Raw genomic sequence first — 19718 nt, 5'->3', positions numbered from 1 at the left:
CTTGTTAGTTGTTTAGTGCACTAGCCTGCTTTACCTCTGCATCTTGAATTTTCAGCCCATGTTTCTTAGCAATTGAGGTAATGCGTTCCGGTCTGGATAACTCTTTCTTTTCATACCGATACCCTTCATTCACTACCTCTTGTTGTTTTACAGTACGCTCCAGTGACTGCAAATCTCTGTTCAGGCTATCTGTTGAGGACGAAAAAGAAACCATATAAATACCTGCTGCAATTAAACAAACACCAATGATGGAATATAAGATTTTTTCCCCTTTGGTAATCCAGCTTGTCTTACGTACGACCCTGACTTGTTTTTCTTTTGGTTTATTCGTTTGGTATGACTGTTCCCATTTGTGAGCGTGATTTGCACTCATGATTTCTTCCACCCTTCCTCATAAGTAAATGCTTCATTCCATGGATATATTTTTTCTGCAATACGCAGTTTGGCTGATCGTGAACGGCGATTGCTTACCAGCTCCTGATCACTTGGATTTATCGGTTTTCGTGTAATTAATTTAAATGGTGCTTCATGATCTTTTGGAATGACCGGTAAATTTCTTGGTACCTCTTTTGTTGTACTCCATTTTTTAAATGCTTGTTTACATAGTCTGTCTTCAAGGGAGTGAAAGGTAATTACCGCAATCCGTCCATTAACAGCGACTACTCTTGCCGCCTGGTGCAGTGCGTCATTAAATGCCGCCAATTCGTCATTCACAGCAATCCTTAATGCTTGAAAAATCCGTTTTGCAGGGTGGCCGCCTTTCCTGCGGGCAGCAGCCGGAATCGCATCTTTGATAATCTCAACCAATTGATGAGTCGTGTCGATTTGCTCCAGCTTTCGGTATGCCTCTATTTTTCTCGCTATTTGTTTAGCAAATTTTTCTTCTCCATATGTAAAAAATATCTTCACTAATTTCTCATATGGCCACGTATTCACAACTGTAAATGCTGTTAATTCCTGTTCCTGATTCATTCGCATATCAAGCTTGGCATCGTGCTGATAGCTAAATCCCCGATCCCCCCGATCCAGTTGCGGGGATGAAACCCCAAGATCGAACAAAATACCATCAACATGAGGTATTGCTAACTCATGCAATTTTTGTTTCAGGCTCCGAAAATTGCTGTGCACAAATCTTATTCTACCCTGGTAAGGAGAAAGCCTCTGTTTTGCCGCTGCGAGCGCATCCAGATCCTGGTCGAATGCTACAAGCAACCCGTTTTCAGTTAATCTGGAAGCAATCCGCTCTGAATGCCCTCCACCACCAACTGTACAATCAACATATGTACCATCCGGCTTTATCGCTAACCCTTTCACTGCTTCTTCTTTTAAAACACTGTAATGATCAAACATGCTTGTCTCACCTGTTTCGGGCAAAATTAAGAGGTTTGGTCGAAAGAAATCGCATGATCTTTTCTACCTCTTTAAATATCAAAGTCCATTAAATTTTCGGCAATCTCGGCAAATGATTCTTCAGAGTCATTGAAATAATCATCCCAATTTTCACTTGCCCAAAATTCAATTCTGTTGGATACACCGATTACTACGCATTCCTTTTCTAATACAGCGTAGTTTCTAAGTGGTTGTGGGATATTTATTCTGCCCTGTTTATCAATTTCGCATTCTACCGCACCTGAAAAGAAGAAACGGGTGAATGCTCTAGCATCTTTTTTGGTAAGCGGGAGTTTTTTCAGCTTCTCTTCAAGTAATTTCCATTCATTCATTGGGTAAGCAAACAGACATTTATCAAGTCCGCGAGTCACAACAAAGCTTTCACCAAGCTCTTCGCGAAACTTAGCAGGGACAATAATTCTTCCCTTCGCATCAATGTTATGCTGAAATTCACCCATGAACATATGGTTCTCCCCACCTTCTTGTATTTATCTTACCACATTCCCCCACAATCCACCACTCCATTTTTCCAAAAAAATATATCGTGTGTAAAAATAGGTCTATTGTCTTAGTAAGAAGCATAAAAAAAGCTGTCATTAGTCAACTTAACGCTTCATCAACCATTTGTACTGCGTGGGGTTAAAAACCTGATTTACCACGTTTATTTTCACAAACAGTCTTGCGTTATAAGCTACTAAAGACAGCTTTTTCATGTTTGGTGGCGGAAAGTGGGGGGCTTTTAACGGGATGATGAATTAATTAACCGATCCTTTCTATTCTGCCTCTCCACCTATTCCCTGCAAATCCCGGCAATTTCAATTCTACTTCTCATCACCAAACTTATATATATACAAGATAATGCTCATTTGCAAACGAACAGGAAGCTTCCGTTAATTCCTTAATAAACTGACTTCCATATTGATTGATCCATGGCAATGGATTCCAGACACGCTCCTGCAATCCATTATTCGGGTGTAATGCAGTGTGAATACAATCAAATTCAGATAATTCCTTTGCATATTTTTCCTCAAGTGCTTTTGTCATTCTATCTTCCAAATAGTCAATATCACGAAACAGATAAGATAAATTTTTATCTGCCAGACCGCCTAAATCAGCGCGAATATTTCTTGCAACATCCCGAAGCGGTTTATGTACAGCTTCAATAGATTGCCTGATTTGTTGCGCCATTATTTTTACCGGCGGGTTACTCTGCCCAGCTAGCCAATTCCCGCGTTCCTGAATAACCCCATTGTTAACTGCATGACCGCTTGGAATAGCATATCTATTTAATAACTTTTCCACATTCCGCTCGACGAATGTGAAGGAAAGACGCGGCATGACAGGAGGCATTTTTATTTCCAATGCGCGAAATGCCGGCTTCAATGCTGACCAATAACTTATTTCTCCAGGGCCGCCGATAAATGCCAAGCTCGGAAAAAGCAATTCCTGCATTAATGGTCTTGTTACGACATTATTGCTTAGCAGTTCCGGTTGTGTTTTGGCAATTTCAACCAGCTGTTCGGTTGTTAACACCACATTATTTTGCTTTCCTGCCCACTCCCCGGTATCGTTCCGTGTTAATAGGATCCGCTCCTCTTTGTAATGATAAAACAGATGGGCATCTCCCGGCTCAGTGCCCAATGAGATTGGATAGCCGGATTGCTTCAACCGCTGCTCATACTCATAGACACCTTCACTAATTTCTGGTTGCTTTTCGATGAGGTTTATAAAGTACTCGCTCTCCAGTTCCCTTAACTTGGCATGTGCCGAATCAACTAATACAACACCTTCACTAGCAAATAATTGAAAAATAATCCGAGCAAAAAAGTCGACGTATGTGGGCGATTTATCCAAGCATCCTTTTATCGTATCATATAACTGTTTCGTATGTTGTGTTTCCTGAAGTTGTTCAAATATATGATCAATCCATTGGTTTGCATAGACTTCATCTTTCTCAATGGCAGATACAGACATTTTGCTAACCATGCGCTGTAACAATTGATATTTCTTCATCCGGGGAATTTCGGGAAGAAAAATATGATTGATTTCAGCAAAATCATGATCTTCACCGGCAATCCAAAAAACCGGTATTACCGGAATCGATAACTTTTCTTCTTGCTGGCGTGCCAGCTGAATAATCGATATGATTTTATTTATCGTATACATGGGACCTGTTAAAAGACCTGCCTGTTGTCCGCCAATAACAACCACACTGTTTTCATCCGTTAATCTGTTAATATTTTTATATGTAGCTTCAGGAGCATCCCACTCACGATTGATCATCATCAACGTCTCTGCTAATTGTTTTCTATTAAAAGAACGTCCCTGTAAATCCCGAATCCTGTTTTGGTATGTTGCTTCCTGGAAAGGATGATAGTCAAAGTAATCCAAAATCTTTGTTTTATTATTTCGATAATCCTTCATTAATTCAGATTGATTTTCTAATGAGATAGGGTCGATCCGCATAGATTGCATGCTCCTTTAAAAATAATGAGTACTGCCCAATACGTATTGTACATAAAACAGCAAATAATTTCATGCAATCTGTTTAAGCAGAGGTCAGAGGTTGGAAGTTGGATGTCGGAGGGATGAATTTGTTATAAGTATGTGTTCGAAAAGTCGCTGAACCTGAGTCTTGAAGGGTCGAGGCGGCGTAGTTTCGGGCAGCGGACTTGCACAAGACGTACTGTGCCCACAGGACTGGTTTTAGCAGAAGATCCCCTTCCGCCAACGCTAGCGTTCGCCGCTTATCATTTGCTGGCTTTTGAACATCCTCTCTATAAATAGAACAGCTGCTGAATCAGCCCAATCAAAATCAGACATATGTATAAAAAAGTAAAAAGTAAAAAGGTAAAGCGCCAAAACCCCTTAAATGCCCGTTTGAAATCAACTTCTGTCCTGGTTTTCCACTGAATGACAATGATGATTGACAAGATACACAACAGGAGTACGATAATCCAGCCGTAGAAACTGTTGTTAAATATAACCGACATTAATGTCATGACAGCCAGTATGTACCATATCGTCGTCCAATTTACGGCTGTATGAAACGCCCTCCACTTCTGACGATAGATTTTTACCGAAAACTGATAAACAACCCATGTAGTTAGAATTGGGGCAGTAATGATAAATGCAATAGAATAAATGATAATATCCAACATACCTAATCCATGAGCTCCTTTTTCAATCTCAGTGCTTTTATACTGTTATAAGCAAATTGTGTAAATGGAATATCGTGATTTGCATGATGCAGTAAATAACCGGAAATAGCCTCATTCTCCGTCTGCCTTCCTTCTTCGATATCCTTCCACATCGATGACATATTTTCCTTAGTGTTACTGGCTATCTCCTTGACATGGTTCCATTGTTCTGAAAAATCCAGTCCCAGCACATCTGCTGCTTCCCGGCACAGTTCCAGGGCTATCGTACTAATGTAAGGGTTCGTAATGATATCTCCGTTTGGCACCCCGAATAAAGCTGTCAACGGATTGATTACAGCATTTACGACCAGCTTTTTCCCGAGCATAGAAAGCCAGTCATCTTCCAGCTCTATCGGAAAATCCGGTCGGTCCCATTTCGATACCATCATTTCTAACAGACTTCTATCACCATTATAGGAGGCAATCCTAATGCCCCCTTTTCCCGTATGTGCAACTGTATGATCATTTATTTTTCGTGCCCCATGTTCAACAATTCCGAGGAAAACCTGCGCCTGTATGTCACGCAACAAGTCGACATGCCCCATCCCGTTTTGCAGGAAGATAATAGGTGATTGATGTTTATTAAATAGAGGAGTTATGTTTGCAACCTGAAATTGTTTAACACAAATAAACAAACAATCCTCCTTCGCTAATTCTTCCGTTAATAATGCGCTCACTGACAAAGGTTCTCGCTGGTGCGCTAACCTGATACCGTATTCGTTGATTACTTGTTTCTGCTCTTGTCTCCGTACGTAGATCGTGACCTCATGCCCATCGGAAAGATATGCACTAATTAATAAACCAATGGATCCGCCGCCAATAACGCCAATCTTCATTGTTTCCAGTCCCTTCTTGTCTCTAACTCATTGTAGCAAATACCCGTGACTTTGTGTGAAAAATGGTGAAATTTAAGAAATTGCTCCAATATGTTTGTTTCTTTGTCTCTTGGCGAATATTAGCACTTTTCCCGTGTAATATGAATTCCAGGAAGTTTCCTGTTTGCTCTAAACTGTGCCGCCTCGACCTTCAGAAGTCAATTTGATAACTTTTGAACACTTATTTCAAGGTGTTTATTTCATTCGCGGTCTATTTATATTATAATAAGAGAATATATACGAAAAATTAGTTTTTTGACAACAAGGGGGAGAAGGATATGTCCGAAGCAAAGGTAGAAAGACTGTTAATCAATTATAAAACATTGGAAGAGTTTGAACGATTTACAGCATATGGCAATCAGGAATTGTCCATGCTGGAGGATTTACGCAATAACATTGTAGAAAATGATAGTGAATCACCATTTTACGGTGTGTACTATGGCAATGCATTAGCTGCCCGCATGAGCCTGTACAAAGTGGACAAAAAATATGACCAATATTTCCAGCCTTCACAGGATTATTTAATTTTATGGAAACTTGAAGTGCTGCCGAATTATCGGGGAAGAGGGTTTGGAAAAGCATTGGTGGAATTCGCCAAAAACTGCAACCTGCCAATCAAAACGAACCCATTAATTAATTCACAAGGTTTCTGGGAAAAGATGGGTTTCCAGAAAGCAAAATATGAAATGGAACGTGACTTTGGCGAAAATCCCTTAATTTGGATGCCTGAAGGGGTAAAAGAGAAAGAATAATACAGGGGGAGATCAGTCCCCATTTACACTAGTTTTTACCAAGCAGTGTGCTGGAGACTGTCCCCTTCCTTACCCCTCTTTTTTCGTATTTACCCACTTCCATAATTTGCCCATTTCCTCCCAAGCATCCTCATAGCGCTTTAACTGGGACTTTAGTGTTTCATTTTCCTTTTCAAGATGGGTAATGATTTTTTCCTGTTCTTTTTGCGTTAATTGGTTTTCCACGGAATAGTTCAATTTCATTTTTTCCAATAACGATATTGCCGTGTCTATTGTATTCTTTTCAGCATTTTCTCGTTGTTGTACATAGGTCCAAGCCTTTTTCCTTCCAGCCTGTTTGCGTTCTTCCTTCGCCCGCTGAATAGCATCCTGGTAATTCTTGCGGATCGTTGCATTCCAGCGAAAACCACAGGCAGCAGAAGTCCGTGATAGTTGCGCCGCTACATCCTTAAACGCCTCTAGTTGTGTTTGACCCTCCCTAATATAGCGAATTACTGTTTCGGCTAAAATAACATCTTCATCTTTTGTCCATGCATCTTGGCGTGTTGCCTCCATAACATCCCTCCTTACTATTGCTATAAAATGTATGCAAGAAGTAGGAGTGATAGAATAACTGTTTTACTATTTTTAAAAGTTATCATGTTATTTATGGCTATTTGCAAGTGAATAATTTTTGACAGCCGCTTTATCTTCTTCCATTTCCAAAGCCTGGCCCAATTCCGGATCTTTTTATCCATTGAAGCTCGAGAAACTGAAGCGGGGCATGGCCAATTCTGTTAATGTATTGAAAAAGTGACTTTATTCAGCGGGGGTTCCGACGCACAGGACGTGCTAGTGCTGGCGAATGCATGCGGATGTGACGGTTTTAGCCCCACCTTCCTCCCCACCTTCACGTTTTTGGTTTACTCACGCTTAAAGGTGGGGGGATTACGGCCCGTTAATGCGTGTTAACGTTATATTTTTTATCCTTTCTTTACTAGTAAAAAACAGATCACTGTAAATAGTGATCTGTTTACTACCCGAAATATAGCGCGTCTAGCTTCGACACAGCAACGCTTTTGTTAGTTATTTACAACTTCTTTTCCGTCATAATGCCCACATGATTTGCAAACATGGTGTGGTTTTGTTAGTTCACCACAATTTGAACATTCTACCATGCCAGGTACGTGTAATTTTTTATGAGTACGACGCTGATTTTTTACTTTTTTAGAAGTTCTTCTTTTAGGTACTGCCATGACTTACACCTCCTTCAAACGAAAGTAAAAATGGAATGGGGTATTCTTATTTTTCTTTCTTATTATCGTCCAATAAAGACTCCAATTTTTTCAAGCGCGGATCGACCGGTTTTTCAGTGTTTTCTTTAGAAATGAAATCCCATCCAACGCCTTTCATCGGGGCACTTTCAATTGCATTTGCATCATTGGAAAATACTCGAAATGGAACCTCTAATAAAATATTTTCCTTTATATATGGAGTTAAGTCAAGCATTTCTCCATCAATCGGATGAATTTCATTTTCCTCTTCGTCTTCACCATAATAGTCGGATAGTGTAAACACTTCATCCGCCTTTATTTCAAACGGATAAGGCACATCAACGAGTGTCCGGGCACAAGGCAAAATCATTGTGCCTTTGATCGTGAACGTAAAAATAAGCTGTTCACCTTGTAATGTGCATTCCCCAAAAACATGTACCGGTTCAATTTTCCGAATGTCATTGTTCATTGCTTCCAATTCAGAAACATCCACAACTTCATCAAACTTAAAAGGCTCATTATAGGTACTTCGCTTAATCTGACTAACTGAGAATTTCATCTTCATCACCTCGAAAGCAACAAAAGTAATTTTAAAAGGAAAATGGACTTTTGTCAACATATTTTCTTTACAAATCCAAAAGCGGAAGCGGCCGGTTAGCGGCGTATGGACTGCGCCCGGGCAACGCGGGTGGTTCGGTGTGCTGCCGGGAGCAGCGGTTTTAACCGAACAAACAACCGCCGGAGATAAAGGAAACATGCCACTAAAAAAGGGGTAGACGTGAGTTGGCCGCAATGGCCGTTTTTAGTCGGCCTTCCTTCCGCCCCGAACCGATGTTGACTTATCATACGGAGGCGGGTGTTGTCCACTAGCCGCTGGGCGCTGGAGCTAGACGCCACACTATATGAATGTTCAGTTCAGTTACAACTTATTCATATCCTCAAAATGAAAACCATTTTACATATAGCATTCCCTTATCATTTTACATCCATCCTTGGACAAGTGCTAATCAAAGGATTTTTTGCTAAACTAAAAGAAGATGTTCAAAATGGTAACATACGGTAGTGTAAAAAGTTCTATGAAAACAACCTCAAAATAAAACTTCCAAATTTTTGAGAGGAGAAAAACTACCGCCATCGCTCTTGACAAACACGACAATGGTTTACATGTGAGGTGTCAAGGGCGAAGGGAACAAAAGAAGGCATGACAAATAAGCCCTTGACTTTTACCATTTTAAACCATTGTCCAGTTCGGTTTGTCAAGAGTTCGCTACGCCGATGGCTAGTTCGTCGGGCTCAGCTAAACAAAAGCTAGGCCGATTGCTGCTCTATCAAGAAGTCCTGAGCCATGGAGATTAGCTTTGTCCATCTTTCCGGCATATTTGGCATTTTTTCAAGTTCCGGGATGATGACAGGAACACTGTATTCAAGTGATGCGTGCGGGCGTAAGAAGTTAAAATACGCCACAAACAACGTCACGTAGGAAACAGATCCTTCCTGGGAACCAAACCCAGTTGTAGCCCTGTAGTTGCCTTTAAACGAGCGATTCAACCGTTCAATGATTTGTTTCAAGGGACGGTATTCCTTGGAAACAGGGTCGTCGTTGGTAAGCCCAATTACCTTATGTATATCGAAGTGAATGCCATGTTGTGCAAAGTAATGCTGGGCTAGAATATAGATTGGGTTGCCGTCAACGACAAACATTAAGTCATCAGGAATTGTCTTGAACTTTTGCAGGACTTCATCCAATGCCTTGATTGCGGATTGTGTATCACGATTTGGTGAAACCGGATAAGACAGGATAATTTTCTTCACCGCATCAAAGAAAAAGAATAAATAATGCCAACGTCCTTTCACGCGGATATAGGTTTCATCACCACAGAAGCTGTTAGATAGTTCATACGGATAGTGATCAACATATGGCTTTGTGATGAGTGCGACACTGTTCATGTAATTCAATATCGTCTGGTGCGAGATTTTAATTTGATGAACATCGTACATCAGTGCAGCTGTTTTTCGGGCAGAGAGACCATAGTTCACATGATACGTTAAAATAAGTCCTAATGTATGTGGTGAAGCATAGATCCGTGAAAGATCCACTTTAGGATTCACTGGTGATTCCTTGGATAAAGGTTTGAAATCAAAGTAAAATTCACGAAAGATATACCGAACCTTAAACGCCTGTGGATCTTGTTTAAAACGTTCTTTTTCTTCTTCGGTCATCTGGTTCAGCTTCTTTTGGTAAAAGGAACAATTATTGTTTTTACACTTGAAAACGTAGAAATCCTTACGTTCTTTGATTCTTTCTAGTGTTTTCAAGCAGTGAGGGCATTTGATAATAGCCTCTTTCAAAAAGCGATTCTGTTTATTAAACAGACAACCACACACTTTACATTGGTATTGCCCTTTGTCACCGTTGTTGGCATATAAATACGAAGCAGGGGCCGAACACTTTGGGCATGTTAACGTCGCTGGCACCTTAACCACACTATTTTTACGGCGAGCGACAGGTTTTAATACTTTACCATGTTTAGCTTGGTATTTCAGGATAAGTTCTTGAAAATCGAGTTTTTCCAGGGTTTCGATGACAGGCATTTCATCGACTTCCAATTTTCTGTAAGGCTTATTAACAGGCTCATCAAATTGAGCTTTAGCGACCGATTTACCTAAAATAATTCCTAAGAGCCCAAAAATAATCTTTTCTTGGTACTTGATATATTGAAGCAAATAGGCTATAAATTGAGGTAACAACTTGTCACTTCCTTTTTGGGTGTTTATGGGTGTGTGGTTACCTCATTAATACCCTAAATTTAAGGGGGTGGCAAGTTTTTTTGTATAAAAACGCATGAAATCGGGAAAGACAATAGTTTTTACTAAGAAACATTTGACAATACGTAACATACATAGGGGGTGTACAAATGAAGGCATGTGGTTTAATTGTCGAATATAATCCATTTCATAATGGTCATGTATATCATCTTAAGAATGCGAAAAACGTTTCCAATGCTGATTGCATGATTACCGTCATGAGTGGCTCTTTCCTGCAGCGCGGAGAGCCTGCCATTATTGACAAGTTTTATCGGACAAAAGCGGCTGTCACCAGTGGAATAGATATTGTTGTCGAGCTTCCCTACGCTTTTGCGGTTCAGAGCAGTGACCTGTTTGCGAGGGGTTCCGTCCTGACACTTCAGGCATTAGGGGTTGATTCGATTTGTTTCGGCAGTGAGTCAGGAGACATTACTGATTTCATTTCAGGTTACCACTTGTTTAACGAACAGGCTGAACTATTCAGGGAAACGCTGACAACCCAATTGCAACAGGGGCTATCTTTTCCGGAAGCGAGTAAGGCTGCTTATCAAAAAATCGGCCTGACAACAGCTGGAATGGATTTGACCAAGCCTAACAATATACTGGGATTCAGCTATGTGAAGGCTATTTTGGAAAATAATTTGCCAATTGAACCCTTAACCATTAAACGCAGTAAGAGCGGGTATCACGACAAAACGATTACAAGCTCGATCGCCAGTGCAACGAGTATTCGCGAGCAGCTTTTTGCAGATAACAAGATTACCCCCGAAATAGCTGCTGCCATTCCAGAAGCAACGAAAGAACAACTGAACCGTTATCGCCATATTGCAACTAGCTGGCATCAGTGGGAAGATTATTTTCCTTTGTTGCATTACCGCGTTATGACGATGACGGAGCAAGAACTCTCTGCTATCCAAGGGGTTGATGAAGGATTGGAATATCGGCTCAAAAAAACGGCAAAACATGCTACCTCATTTGAAAATTGGATGGAGCAGTTAAAAACGAAACGTTATACCTGGACGAGACTGCAGAGAATGTTCGTTCATATTTTAACGAACACAAAAAAGCGGGATATGACCTTCGTTTTAGAAATGGCTTCCATGCCATATGTACGGTTACTGGGCTTAACTAAAACAGGGCGACAATACCTGAACAGTATAAAAAAACAGATTGAGATTCCAGTGATTACAAAATTAAGCCGGAATATGCATCCGCTGCTTCATTTGGAGGAAAAAGCAAGTGCCGCTTACTATAGTATTCTCCCACCCGCCCTGCAAATGAAATTACGCAGCCAGGAATTGCAACCGCCTATTATGGATCCGTGATATCAAAAGTGCTGTACCATCAAAAATGATACAGCACTTACGGTTTTTATTTCAAATTTTGTAAGTATTGCAATGCATCGTCAAACGTATCAACCGGAACAATTTTCATATCTGTTCCAATCTCCTCTGCCGTCTTTTTGGCGACCTCATAATTGGAATCCGGGGCGCCATTTTCATTGGGGGCAAAAAATATTTTACAGCCCTCGTCATCTGCGGCAATCACTTTTTTATCAATCCCGCCTATACGTCCAACATTTCCTTCGTAGTCCATTTCACCTGTTCCGGCAATTTGATAGCCGTGTGTTAAATCCTCTTTCGTTAATTGATCATAGATTTCCAGCGAAAACATTAGTCCGGCGCTCGGACCTCCAATACTGCCACTGGAAAACTTGACTTTCGGATTTACCGTGACGCTCCGGTCTGTGACCAATTGAATACCAATGCCTATTTTATTGTCGAGTTTTTTAAATGTCTCAAGTGTAATGTCCCTGGTTAACGTTTTGTCATCCCGCTTAAATTCTATGGAAATGGTGTCACCAGCATTTTTATTCTCGACATAGGAAATTAGATCATCCGCCTGCTTTACTTCATTTCCATCAATACCGATAATCCGGTCTCCCATTTTTAACTTTCCCTCAGCAGGCATTCCTTCAATAACCGTGACTACATATACACCATTATATTCGATATTAATATCTGCTCCAGCCGCTTGATACGCTACAACGGTGGACGCCTCCTGCGAGTTCTCCATCATTTGCAACTGTGCATGGAAATATTCATCTTCGGTAATTCCCTCAGGTCTGACCTCTTTTAATGGCAGTACTTCCTGATGTGGTAAAAGCTTTGCCCAGATGTATTGAATCGGAGTCGCTTGTCCTCCTCTAACAGTTACCAAGTGCATATCACCTGCACTCTTATAACCGCCATCAACTGCAACGATTGGATTTAATGGATCGGCCCCGCCCGGCTTATAAATATAATACGGCAATTGATATGCAGATAGAAAAAAAGCAATCGCTACAACAATAATTAAATACAGTATATGGCGCTTGGTAATTTTCACAATATAACTCCTTCCAATTTCAAAATACAACTACTGTACAAATGGTTTGTCTAAAAAGTGTATGGCATAAATGCCGGGGGTATGTGCGTATATTGATAGAGACTCGTACAAAACATGATCACATTTTCAAACCATTATGTTTTTATTATTGCTTTTATGCTGAACTAAAAATTATTCTACTACTATCAAAAAAAGAAGTACAGGGGTAGCACTTCACTAGGGGGCTTTATGTTGAAGCAAATTATAAAAACGCTTGTTTTAGCCGGAATTACAGGGTTTATCGCATTTGCAATATTGACAGTTCCCGACGAAGCCTCCGAGGCCAGCGTGCGCGGACTAAACATATGGTGGGAAAGTGTATTCCCGACATTACTGCCCTTTTTTATCATTGCTGAATTACTGATCAGCTTTGGTGTCGTTAATTTTATTGGCGTACTTTGCGAACCGATCATGCGTCCAATTTTTAATGTGCCTGGCGTCGGCAGTTTTGCCTGGATAATGGGAATGGTTAGCGGATATCCAACAGGAGCCAAAATTTCTGTGCATTTACGGGAAGAGAAACAAATAACACAGATTGAAGCAGAACGACTAGTCGCATTTACCAACGCCTCCAGTCCACTATTTATTATTGGCGTAATTGCAGGCGGGCTTTTCAATGATTTAAAACTTGGCATCCTTTTGATTGCTTGCCATTATATAGGCAATACATTTGTCGGTATTTGTATGCGATTTTACGGAAGATCCAAAGAAAAAGGAAAAAAGCCAGCGGGAAACAAAGTATCACTGACGCGAGCGTTTAAAGAAATGCACCGGACAAGATTGAACGACCCCCGCCCGTTTGGACAAGTCATGGGGGATGCGGTTCTGAATTCGGTTAAAACATTAGTAATGGTTGGCGGATTTATCATCCTTTTTTCCGTTTTCACAAAATTATTATATATCCTGGGTATTTCACCAATTATTGCTAATTCATTCCATTTCGTTTTCCATGCCATTTCACTTCCGGTAGAATTAGCGCTGCCGTTTTTATCGGGACTTTTCGAAATTACGTTAGGCTCACAAATGATATCACAAACATTTATTGATAGTTTGCTGGCCCAGATGGTTATTGTCAGTTTTATTCTGGGTTTTCACGGTCTCTCTGTTCAGGCTCAAGTATCCAGTATTATTGCGAGAACAGATATTCGTTTTGCACCTTATTTTTTTGCACGTTTTCTTCATGCTTTCTTTGCCAGTATCTTAACCATTATTTTATACAAACCACTATATGTAAACAGGGAGGCGTTCGAGCTGGAAAGTATCCCCGTTTCAGAAGGTGCAGATCAAACTATTTGGGTGAGTATTTTAGATATCATAAAGCACGCTGGTCCATTTATTACGATCCTCTTTTTGGCAATTTCGGTACTCATCCTCTATCGGCGAAGGTTTATAAATTAAAAGAATGCTGCACGAAAATCATGTGCAGCATTCTTTTAATTTACAATCTGAATTTCTCCATAAGGGCTTTTTCGACTGCCTTTGGAACAATATCGGATACATCTGCCTTATACTTGGCCACTTCTTTTACAATACTTGAGCTCAAAAAGGAATACTGATTGTTTGTCATCATAAAAAATGTTTCAATATTTTCATCCAGCTTTCGATTCATCGATGTGATTTGTAATTCATATTCAAAATCACTAACTGCACGTAAACCGCGTAAAATTGCACGCGCATTTTGCTCCCTCGCATAATCAATTAATAGACCAGCACTAGAGTCAACCGTAACATTTGGTAAATCCTTTGTCGTTTCCCGAAGTAGCTCCATCCGTTCCTCTACTGTAAATAACGGTGCTTTTGATTGATTGTTAAACACGGCAACAATTACTTGATCAAAAATTTTTGCTCCGCGCTGGATGATGTCTAAATGTCCGTATGTAACTGGATCAAAACTACCTGGACAGATTGCCAATCTGCTCATTCTGCATACACCTCTTCTATCGCTTCTTTAACTATTGCCTGTAACACGATGTAAAGTGAAACTTCATTTAGCACAGGACGTCCTAGTGCAGGCGAAGGCATGGGACGTGACGGTTTTTAGCCTGCCCTTCCTCCCCCACTGAATGTTAGCCCGAGGCTCGTACGATGTGGGTCACAAGGATGTCGGTCAGTCTTTGTTCCTAAAATCGGATATTTACGTGCTGCTGGTATACTCACGCCTAGAGGTGGGGAGTATTACAGTCCGTTAATGCGTGATAAATAGTAATGCCGATTGTCCCCCCATAGTTTTCCTGTTTCAGAATCTTTACATGTTCAAGGTCATCAGGTAAAACTTCGGTTGCATCGTGTTCACAATAAATAATACCATTAAGCTTTACCAGCTGTAATGATTCAATAGTATGTAAAAATTTGGCATAATCGATTTTACTATATGGCGGATCAAATAAAATCAAATCGAATTGCAAACCTCTTTCTGCGAGCCTTTTTAGCGAACGATATGCATCTGTGCGATATACCTCTGCTTGCTGTTCAAGATGGAGCGCATTTAAATTCTGATGAATGGTTTGAATTGCCTTTGGATGTTTATCGATAAAAATTGCCTTTTCCATCCCCCTGCTCAGAGCCTCAATACCTAACGAGCCGCTGCCAGCAAACAGATCCAGACATAACCCGCCAGTGAAAAAAGGTCCGGCAATCTGAAAAACAGCCTCTTTTACCTTATCAGTTGTTGGCCTTGTTGACTTACCGGGAACCGTCTTCAAGTGTCTGCCTTTCATTTCACCTGCTATTACTCTCATATTATTCACCTCAAACTGCCGCTAATCGACATTTTACCACAAAACAAACATACAAGCGACTGTTCTTTTAAGGTGTTGCAATCCATACCTCAAAATTCTGTATGGATTTTAAGTACGTGTTCAATAAGTCGCCGTACTAAGTCTTGAAGGTCGAGGTGGCATAGTCTTAGAGTACCCGGGGTTGCACGGGCCGTGCTGACCTCTGCTGTTGAAGCAGAAGATTCCCTATTGCCAACTTTATAGTTCGGCACTTATCATTTGGTGATATTTTGAAACATCCTCTTAAAAATCTATTCAAAAAACGTATATTATTCTTTTGGTCGTCCATAATAACATAACGAGGCAGCTAATACTTAGCTTAGTTGTTTCAAAACACGGAGAAGACTTACATTTCCCCATAAGTTCTCCTCCGGTTTCTCCTCTCCCTTTGCCTTTTTGTTTTCGAGCAGAAAGCAAAAAGACCTGCAGAACATTCTGCAGGTTTTCTTTTTGTCAGATAAGAAAGTATAAACTTTCTTATCCTGCATAAGTGCAACTAAGGCATTCGCCCAAAGGCTTGGCGAATGCCAAGTTTTCTAATCACTTTTTCCTTCCGTTCATTATGTACCTGAGGAAGGGGTATCTTATATCGAAGGATTGCTTTCCTTAAATTCCCATTTTATAATCGTACTGCTTGGCCTTGTCGGGCTTGGCATTCTCATAATTTGTCCGAATAAAGGGCTTATAGGAGTGATCTATCTTTGATACAAAGGAAAGCTTCAGCAGCTTTTTTTCAATGTCTTTTATCTCATCCTGGTCAACATATAAAACAGCATATTTTAATTTTTTTGATGTATAAATCAAATGACCATAGCGCTTTATTTGTCTCAGGTTTTTCATATGCTGGAACCAGACAATGATTCCTTGACGGTTTGTTCTCATGTTAAGCCCTCACTTACAACATTATTTGGACATAGTATAGCAAATTATCTAAGTGGATAGCTAATCTGTTACGATGCCCGGCAGCCGCAACCACCGCCACTTCCACAGCCACAACCGCCATCACTTAGTGCAGCACCATCCTTTGGTGCTTTAATATCCTTGCTTACACTTAATGCAATATATTGACTGATTTCATCCAGTAATTTTTGCAGATTGCGTTCTGCGACCTTGAATGCTGCTACTTTCTCATTCATGTCCATCTTCCGTTTGATTGAACGTACTTCTTTCATGATCTGATTGTAATCAGGATGATATCTGCCAAATCGCTGGACATCCTCGTAGTGTATTTTTATATCGGTAAAAGCTTTAATCAGCTTTTGTGCTTCATCATCATTATCCAACGCTTCACGGGAATTATTGTAGGCTTCCATGACATCAGACTGTAAAACCATCCGTCCTAGCAGTTCGGAGCGATCCAGGATATCTACATATTCCATCGTTGCTATCATTTGAGTTTTTCACCTCCAATCTTATCATATCATGAATGCTGCTAATATTAAAGCTGGCTAATCTTTCATTGATTCGGCAAACTGAATCAACATTCCTGCCATTTGCACCTGATTGCTTATTTTTTCAAGCCGTTGCGGAAACGTTTTACCGTAAAATTTCTTTGCTTCTCTTTCAAGCTCCGCTATTCGGTTTGGATCTCTCGTTAGATATCGGTACCAAATTGGGTTGTAACGGACAAAGTTTAATAAATGCGGGTGTGACTGTAAATATTGGTAACTAAACTGCTGCACCTATCTCACCTCTTAATCCCGAAACCAGTTAATTGGCCGGGGTTCATTTTTAGGGCCAGGCGAAGATTTTTTCGTTTCCTGAAATTGGCCCAGCACCTCTTGTATGGTGGCAATTGTCGTACTTAGCTGCTTCACTTGTTTTTGCACTTTGTTGATATCAATATTTTCAGTCATTTTTAGCAGCTGGCTAAACAATTCGGATTGCTTCTTTGTTCCTTTCTGTTCTGAATTTTCCTCAACATCTTCCTTGTATTGTGACCAATATGGATCATCTTCCCCGAGTAGCACCCATTTCTCATAATGCTCCTGCCATGATCTTCCACTTTTCCTGATCTCTTTTACTAATTTAGGATGGTTTGCCAAAAAGGCCTTAAATTCCCTGACAGTCGGATGTAATTGATCTTCCATGATTCTCCTCACCTCATTGATGAATCGCTGTTACTAATTAATTTATGATATAGACTCATATACTGTGAGAATCCAATCGAATTGAAATTATATCCTGAAATCTGATCCGTTCAAAAAAGGAATATTAAACGTCTCTACTGTCCAATTTGTATTAAGTTCAAGACCAAAAAAGCCCACCTAAATGAAAGATGGGCTGCTAATTGTTCGTGAAAAAATTAATTGTACAACATTCTATGGCTTTTCAACAAAATTCTGTGTGTAATAAAAATGGTAAACGCCAACACCTAAATGCGTATAATCATTATTCAGAAGGGCAGCACGATGCCCTTCACTATTAAGCCAGCCTTCCATCGCTGCTGGGGCATCGGGATACTGGGCAGCAATATTTTCCCCAGCTGATAAATAATAAACTTCTTTAGCCGCCAATCGTTCTTTTAATCCATTACCATTCTTGCTGTAGTGCGAGAAGTAATTGTTCTCTGCCATGTCCTCACTATGAAGGAAAGCAACCTTACTGACAGTTTCATTCCATTTTACACTTTTCTTATCAAACTGATTGCGCATTACATTGGTAATATCAAAAATTTGCTGCTCCATGCCGGATTCTACCTTCGCCCATTCCTTGTCGGATAAGTTAGGCTCGTCCGGTAAATCACCCCGATATTCGATCTTATACGGCCGGTGCTTTAATAGAACATCTGCCGTTAGGATTCGGATGGAGGATAGTTTACCTGTAAATGTATCAAAATAACATTGAACAAAAACATTATCGGCAATTTTTGCTATTGGACGCATTTTGATGTCATCATCATTTAAGTGAAATGTATAAGAAGAGACCCCCTCATTATAGGAAACTTCTTTGGCAAATGAAAAATGTTTAGTAATTTCATCATAGGATTGGCCAATCTGGATCGGGTCGGTTGATAAATTATTTCCGGATGCATAGATTGTTTTAATCTCACCATCCTGTACACCAAATTGAATATACTGCTCATGCTGATCGGTATACACCCACCAATCATACCCATATGCACTCTTGTCGATCCGTAACGGGTCGCCTAGGCTTTTCGTTAATTCACCGGATGATTTGCCAACCCATAGAAACAAATCGCCCTTTAAAGTTATTTTTGGTAATTTCTTTTCCGGAACAGATTTTGATTCCAGCATACTCTTCTTTTCCTCTAATACATTGCCTATATCATGGACTGCTTCTTTTGGTGAAATATTATGTTTTTCCAGCAAATAAAAAGCCCCAAGTGCCAACAAAAATAGAATTAATATAGTTCGAATTAGACGCATACAGTTTTCCCCTTTTTAAATTATGTGTTCAAGAACTCACCAAATTATGCCAAAAGTTTAATGCGGCGTAATGAGAGTAAGACAAACAACAAAGCGTCCGGGTTCGCAGCATATTTGGTTACTTTTTGAACATCCTGTTTATTGTTATATTAAATATATGTATTAGGTTCCTATTCCATTCTACTTTATCTATTATTCCCTTTCCATTCCAAAAGTAACAACGGGGATGGAAACTTTGGGAAAAATTCATTCCCGCTTGCTCGGCGTACCTTTTCGATTTGCAACTTGGCGAATTTCGTACTATTATAGGTATAGTGAGGAAAATTATGTGAGGTGGAAAAAATGAGATTGGAAAATACTGGGATAGATGATGCAGTCGTTGATTTAAAACCATTAGACCATTTAATGGGTAAACACGCTTTTATTCGTGCCGGCCAATGGGATTACGAACGTGTTACGTATGATTACCGAATTGATTCCAAAGAAAAAAATATTACATATTACATACGTATTCAGGGTTATGCCCTTGAAGGTGATGTGGATCGCGGCAATGCAGTGATTAAACTGTTAACACCACTCCTGGGGAAACATTACTACCCACATGGCGTCGAATACGGTGAAGATGAAAACTTCCCGGAAAGCCTTGTGGAGCGGGCTTACGGTTTGGTAGCAAAAGTACAGGAGGAAGTTGAACAATATAAAAAATAACGGTAACAACTGCTCTTCCCCGTTTAGAGCAGTTGTTTTTTGTTGTTAACTAACGACAGACAGAGCGCACCCCATGCACTATCAATAGACTTTGACCCTTCGTATCATTCCTTTTAGCTTCTACCCGATTCCGATTTTAAAAA

At 40.2% G+C, this 19718-nt stretch carries 22 protein-coding genes; 4 read left to right on the top strand and 18 right to left on the bottom strand.

Annotated elements, in window-relative coordinates; all coding sequences use genetic code 11:
• Positions 1-4: 4 nt before the first annotated feature.
• From ftsL to CZ382_RS04780, 6 genes are all read right to left on the bottom strand, one after another.
• Positions 5-373 (bottom strand): cell division protein FtsL, encoded by a 369-nt coding sequence (ftsL, locus tag CZ382_RS04805; protein ID WP_088050079.1) that lies wholly within the window; start codon positions 371-373, stop codon positions 5-7.
• On the bottom strand, positions 370-1350 hold the full coding sequence (gene rsmH / locus CZ382_RS04800; RefSeq protein ID WP_088050078.1) for a 16S rRNA (cytosine(1402)-N(4))-methyltransferase RsmH: 981 nt from the start codon (positions 1348-1350) through the stop codon (positions 370-372). The genes ftsL and rsmH overlap by 4 nt, the downstream gene beginning before the upstream one ends.
• 71 nt (positions 1351-1421) lie before the next feature.
• Complete coding sequence (gene mraZ / locus CZ382_RS04795; RefSeq protein ID WP_088050077.1) at positions 1422-1853, bottom strand: division/cell wall cluster transcriptional repressor MraZ; 432 nt, start codon at positions 1851-1853, stop codon at positions 1422-1424.
• A gap of 376 nt (positions 1854-2229) precedes the next feature.
• A complete protein-coding gene (bshC, locus tag CZ382_RS04790) occupies positions 2230-3855 on the bottom strand; it encodes a bacillithiol biosynthesis cysteine-adding enzyme BshC (RefSeq protein ID WP_088050076.1) in 1626 nt (541 codons plus the stop codon).
• Between the two features lie 311 nt (positions 3856-4166).
• Positions 4167-4550, bottom strand: coding sequence for a DUF3397 domain-containing protein (locus tag CZ382_RS04785; RefSeq protein ID WP_088050075.1), 384 nt, complete (start codon positions 4548-4550; stop codon positions 4167-4169).
• 2 nt (positions 4551-4552) lie between these two features.
• Positions 4553-5425: a 2-dehydropantoate 2-reductase gene (locus tag CZ382_RS04780; RefSeq protein WP_088050074.1), complete on the bottom strand. Its 873-nt coding sequence runs from the start codon at positions 5423-5425 to the stop codon at positions 4553-4555.
• A 317-nt stretch (positions 5426-5742) separates the two neighbouring features.
• Between CZ382_RS04780 and CZ382_RS04775 the strand changes: the two genes are divergently transcribed.
• Positions 5743-6216 (top strand): N-acetyltransferase, encoded by a 474-nt coding sequence (locus CZ382_RS04775; protein ID WP_088050073.1) that lies wholly within the window; start codon positions 5743-5745, stop codon positions 6214-6216.
• A 69-nt stretch (positions 6217-6285) separates the two neighbouring features.
• Here the strand turns inward: CZ382_RS04775 and CZ382_RS04770 are convergent, their stop codons facing one another.
• From CZ382_RS04770 to CZ382_RS04750, 4 genes are all read right to left on the bottom strand, one after another.
• Positions 6286-6771, bottom strand: coding sequence for an RsfA family transcriptional regulator (locus CZ382_RS04770; protein WP_088050072.1), 486 nt, complete (start codon positions 6769-6771; stop codon positions 6286-6288).
• A 506-nt stretch (positions 6772-7277) separates the two neighbouring features.
• On the bottom strand, positions 7278-7451 hold the full coding sequence (gene rpmF / locus CZ382_RS04765) for a 50S ribosomal protein L32 (protein WP_088050071.1): 174 nt from the start codon (positions 7449-7451) through the stop codon (positions 7278-7280).
• Positions 7452-7497: 46 nt separating this feature from the next.
• Positions 7498-8028: a YceD family protein gene (locus CZ382_RS04760; protein WP_088050070.1), complete on the bottom strand. Its 531-nt coding sequence runs from the start codon at positions 8026-8028 to the stop codon at positions 7498-7500.
• 749 nt (positions 8029-8777) lie between these two features.
• Positions 8778-10217 (bottom strand): DDE-type integrase/transposase/recombinase, encoded by a 1440-nt coding sequence (locus tag CZ382_RS04750; RefSeq protein WP_088049299.1) that lies wholly within the window; start codon positions 10215-10217, stop codon positions 8778-8780.
• Between the two features lie 167 nt (positions 10218-10384).
• Between CZ382_RS04750 and CZ382_RS04745 the strand changes: the two genes are divergently transcribed.
• Positions 10385-11599: a nucleotidyltransferase gene (locus CZ382_RS04745; RefSeq protein ID WP_088050068.1), complete on the top strand. Its 1215-nt coding sequence runs from the start codon at positions 10385-10387 to the stop codon at positions 11597-11599.
• A 46-nt stretch (positions 11600-11645) separates the two neighbouring features.
• Here CZ382_RS04745 and CZ382_RS04740 read toward each other — a convergent pair whose 3' ends face one another.
• The gene (locus CZ382_RS04740) at positions 11646-12662 is read right to left on the bottom strand and encodes a SepM family pheromone-processing serine protease (protein WP_088050067.1); all 1017 of its coding nucleotides are present in this window, start codon (positions 12660-12662) and stop codon (positions 11646-11648) included.
• A 228-nt stretch (positions 12663-12890) separates the two neighbouring features.
• Between CZ382_RS04740 and ylbJ the strand changes: the two genes are divergently transcribed.
• Complete coding sequence (ylbJ, locus tag CZ382_RS04735; protein ID WP_088050066.1) at positions 12891-14099, top strand: sporulation integral membrane protein YlbJ; 1209 nt, start codon at positions 12891-12893, stop codon at positions 14097-14099.
• A gap of 40 nt (positions 14100-14139) precedes the next feature.
• Here ylbJ and coaD read toward each other — a convergent pair whose 3' ends face one another.
• The 7 genes from coaD to CZ382_RS04700 all read right to left on the bottom strand — a co-directional run bounded on the left by coaD (position 14140) and on the right by CZ382_RS04700 (position 18867).
• Complete coding sequence (gene coaD, locus CZ382_RS04730; protein ID WP_088050065.1) at positions 14140-14622, bottom strand: pantetheine-phosphate adenylyltransferase; 483 nt, start codon at positions 14620-14622, stop codon at positions 14140-14142.
• A 238-nt stretch (positions 14623-14860) separates the two neighbouring features.
• Positions 14861-15439, bottom strand: a complete 579-nt coding sequence (rsmD, locus tag CZ382_RS04725) for a 16S rRNA (guanine(966)-N(2))-methyltransferase RsmD (protein ID WP_088050064.1) — start codon at positions 15437-15439, stop codon at positions 14861-14863.
• Positions 15440-16084: 645 nt separating this feature from the next.
• Positions 16085-16360: a YlbG family protein gene (locus CZ382_RS04720; protein ID WP_088050063.1), complete on the bottom strand. Its 276-nt coding sequence runs from the start codon at positions 16358-16360 to the stop codon at positions 16085-16087.
• A 68-nt stretch (positions 16361-16428) separates the two neighbouring features.
• Entirely contained in the window at positions 16429-16869 is a 441-nt protein-coding gene (locus CZ382_RS04715) for a YlbF family regulator (protein ID WP_088050062.1), read from the bottom strand.
• Positions 16870-16926: 57 nt separating this feature from the next.
• Positions 16927-17160: a YlbE-like family protein gene (locus CZ382_RS04710; RefSeq protein ID WP_088050061.1), complete on the bottom strand. Its 234-nt coding sequence runs from the start codon at positions 17158-17160 to the stop codon at positions 16927-16929.
• Between the two features lie 12 nt (positions 17161-17172).
• Positions 17173-17568: a YlbD family protein gene (gene ylbD, locus CZ382_RS04705; protein WP_088050060.1), complete on the bottom strand. Its 396-nt coding sequence runs from the start codon at positions 17566-17568 to the stop codon at positions 17173-17175.
• A 231-nt stretch (positions 17569-17799) separates the two neighbouring features.
• The gene (locus CZ382_RS04700) at positions 17800-18867 is read right to left on the bottom strand and encodes a CAP domain-containing protein (protein ID WP_088050059.1); all 1068 of its coding nucleotides are present in this window, start codon (positions 18865-18867) and stop codon (positions 17800-17802) included.
• Between the two features lie 342 nt (positions 18868-19209).
• Between CZ382_RS04700 and CZ382_RS04695 the strand changes: the two genes are divergently transcribed.
• Positions 19210-19575, top strand: coding sequence for a YugN family protein (locus CZ382_RS04695; RefSeq protein WP_088050058.1), 366 nt, complete (start codon positions 19210-19212; stop codon positions 19573-19575).
• The last annotated feature ends 143 nt before the right edge of the window (positions 19576-19718 follow it).

The sequence above is a fragment of the Virgibacillus dakarensis genome (genome assembly GCF_900155625.1).
Taxonomy (GTDB): Bacteria; Bacillota; Bacilli; order Bacillales; family Amphibacillaceae; genus Lentibacillus_C; species Lentibacillus_C populi.
Note: the sequence above shows the minus strand (reverse complement) of the source record. Positions and strands in the feature narration are given on the sequence as shown.

Excerpts from the sequence above, each read along its gene's own strand:
- ftsL (WP_088050079.1), bottom strand. The coding sequence starts at position 373 with ATGAGTGCAAATCACGCTCACAAATGGGAACAGTCATACCAAACGAAT.
- rsmH (WP_088050078.1), bottom strand. The coding sequence starts at position 1,350 with ATGTTTGATCATTACAGTGTTTTAAAAGAAGAAGCAGTGAAAGGGTTA.
- mraZ (WP_088050077.1), bottom strand. The coding sequence starts at position 1,853 with ATGTTCATGGGTGAATTTCAGCATAACATTGATGCGAAGGGAAGAATT.
- bshC (WP_088050076.1), bottom strand. The coding sequence starts at position 3,855 with ATGCGGATCGACCCTATCTCATTAGAAAATCAATCTGAATTAATGAAG.
- CZ382_RS04785 (WP_088050075.1), bottom strand. The coding sequence starts at position 4,550 with ATGTTGGATATTATCATTTATTCTATTGCATTTATCATTACTGCCCCA.
- CZ382_RS04780 (WP_088050074.1), bottom strand. The coding sequence starts at position 5,425 with ATGAAGATTGGCGTTATTGGCGGCGGATCCATTGGTTTATTAATTAGT.
- CZ382_RS04775 (WP_088050073.1), top strand. The coding sequence starts at position 5,743 with ATGTCCGAAGCAAAGGTAGAAAGACTGTTAATCAATTATAAAACATTG.
- CZ382_RS04770 (WP_088050072.1), bottom strand. The coding sequence starts at position 6,771 with ATGGAGGCAACACGCCAAGATGCATGGACAAAAGATGAAGATGTTATT.
- rpmF (WP_088050071.1), bottom strand. The coding sequence starts at position 7,451 with ATGGCAGTACCTAAAAGAAGAACTTCTAAAAAAGTAAAAAATCAGCGT.
- CZ382_RS04760 (WP_088050070.1), bottom strand. The coding sequence starts at position 8,028 with ATGAAATTCTCAGTTAGTCAGATTAAGCGAAGTACCTATAATGAGCCT.
- CZ382_RS04745 (WP_088050068.1), top strand. The coding sequence starts at position 10,385 with ATGAAGGCATGTGGTTTAATTGTCGAATATAATCCATTTCATAATGGT.
- ylbJ (WP_088050066.1), top strand. The coding sequence starts at position 12,891 with ATGTTGAAGCAAATTATAAAAACGCTTGTTTTAGCCGGAATTACAGGG.
- coaD (WP_088050065.1), bottom strand. The coding sequence starts at position 14,622 with ATGAGCAGATTGGCAATCTGTCCAGGTAGTTTTGATCCAGTTACATAC.
- rsmD (WP_088050064.1), bottom strand. The coding sequence starts at position 15,439 with ATGAGAGTAATAGCAGGTGAAATGAAAGGCAGACACTTGAAGACGGTT.
- CZ382_RS04720 (WP_088050063.1), bottom strand. The coding sequence starts at position 16,360 with ATGAGAACAAACCGTCAAGGAATCATTGTCTGGTTCCAGCATATGAAA.
- CZ382_RS04715 (WP_088050062.1), bottom strand. The coding sequence starts at position 16,869 with ATGATAGCAACGATGGAATATGTAGATATCCTGGATCGCTCCGAACTG.
- ylbD (WP_088050060.1), bottom strand. The coding sequence starts at position 17,568 with ATGGAAGATCAATTACATCCGACTGTCAGGGAATTTAAGGCCTTTTTG.
- CZ382_RS04700 (WP_088050059.1), bottom strand. The coding sequence starts at position 18,867 with ATGCGTCTAATTCGAACTATATTAATTCTATTTTTGTTGGCACTTGGG.
- CZ382_RS04695 (WP_088050058.1), top strand. The coding sequence starts at position 19,210 with ATGAGATTGGAAAATACTGGGATAGATGATGCAGTCGTTGATTTAAAA.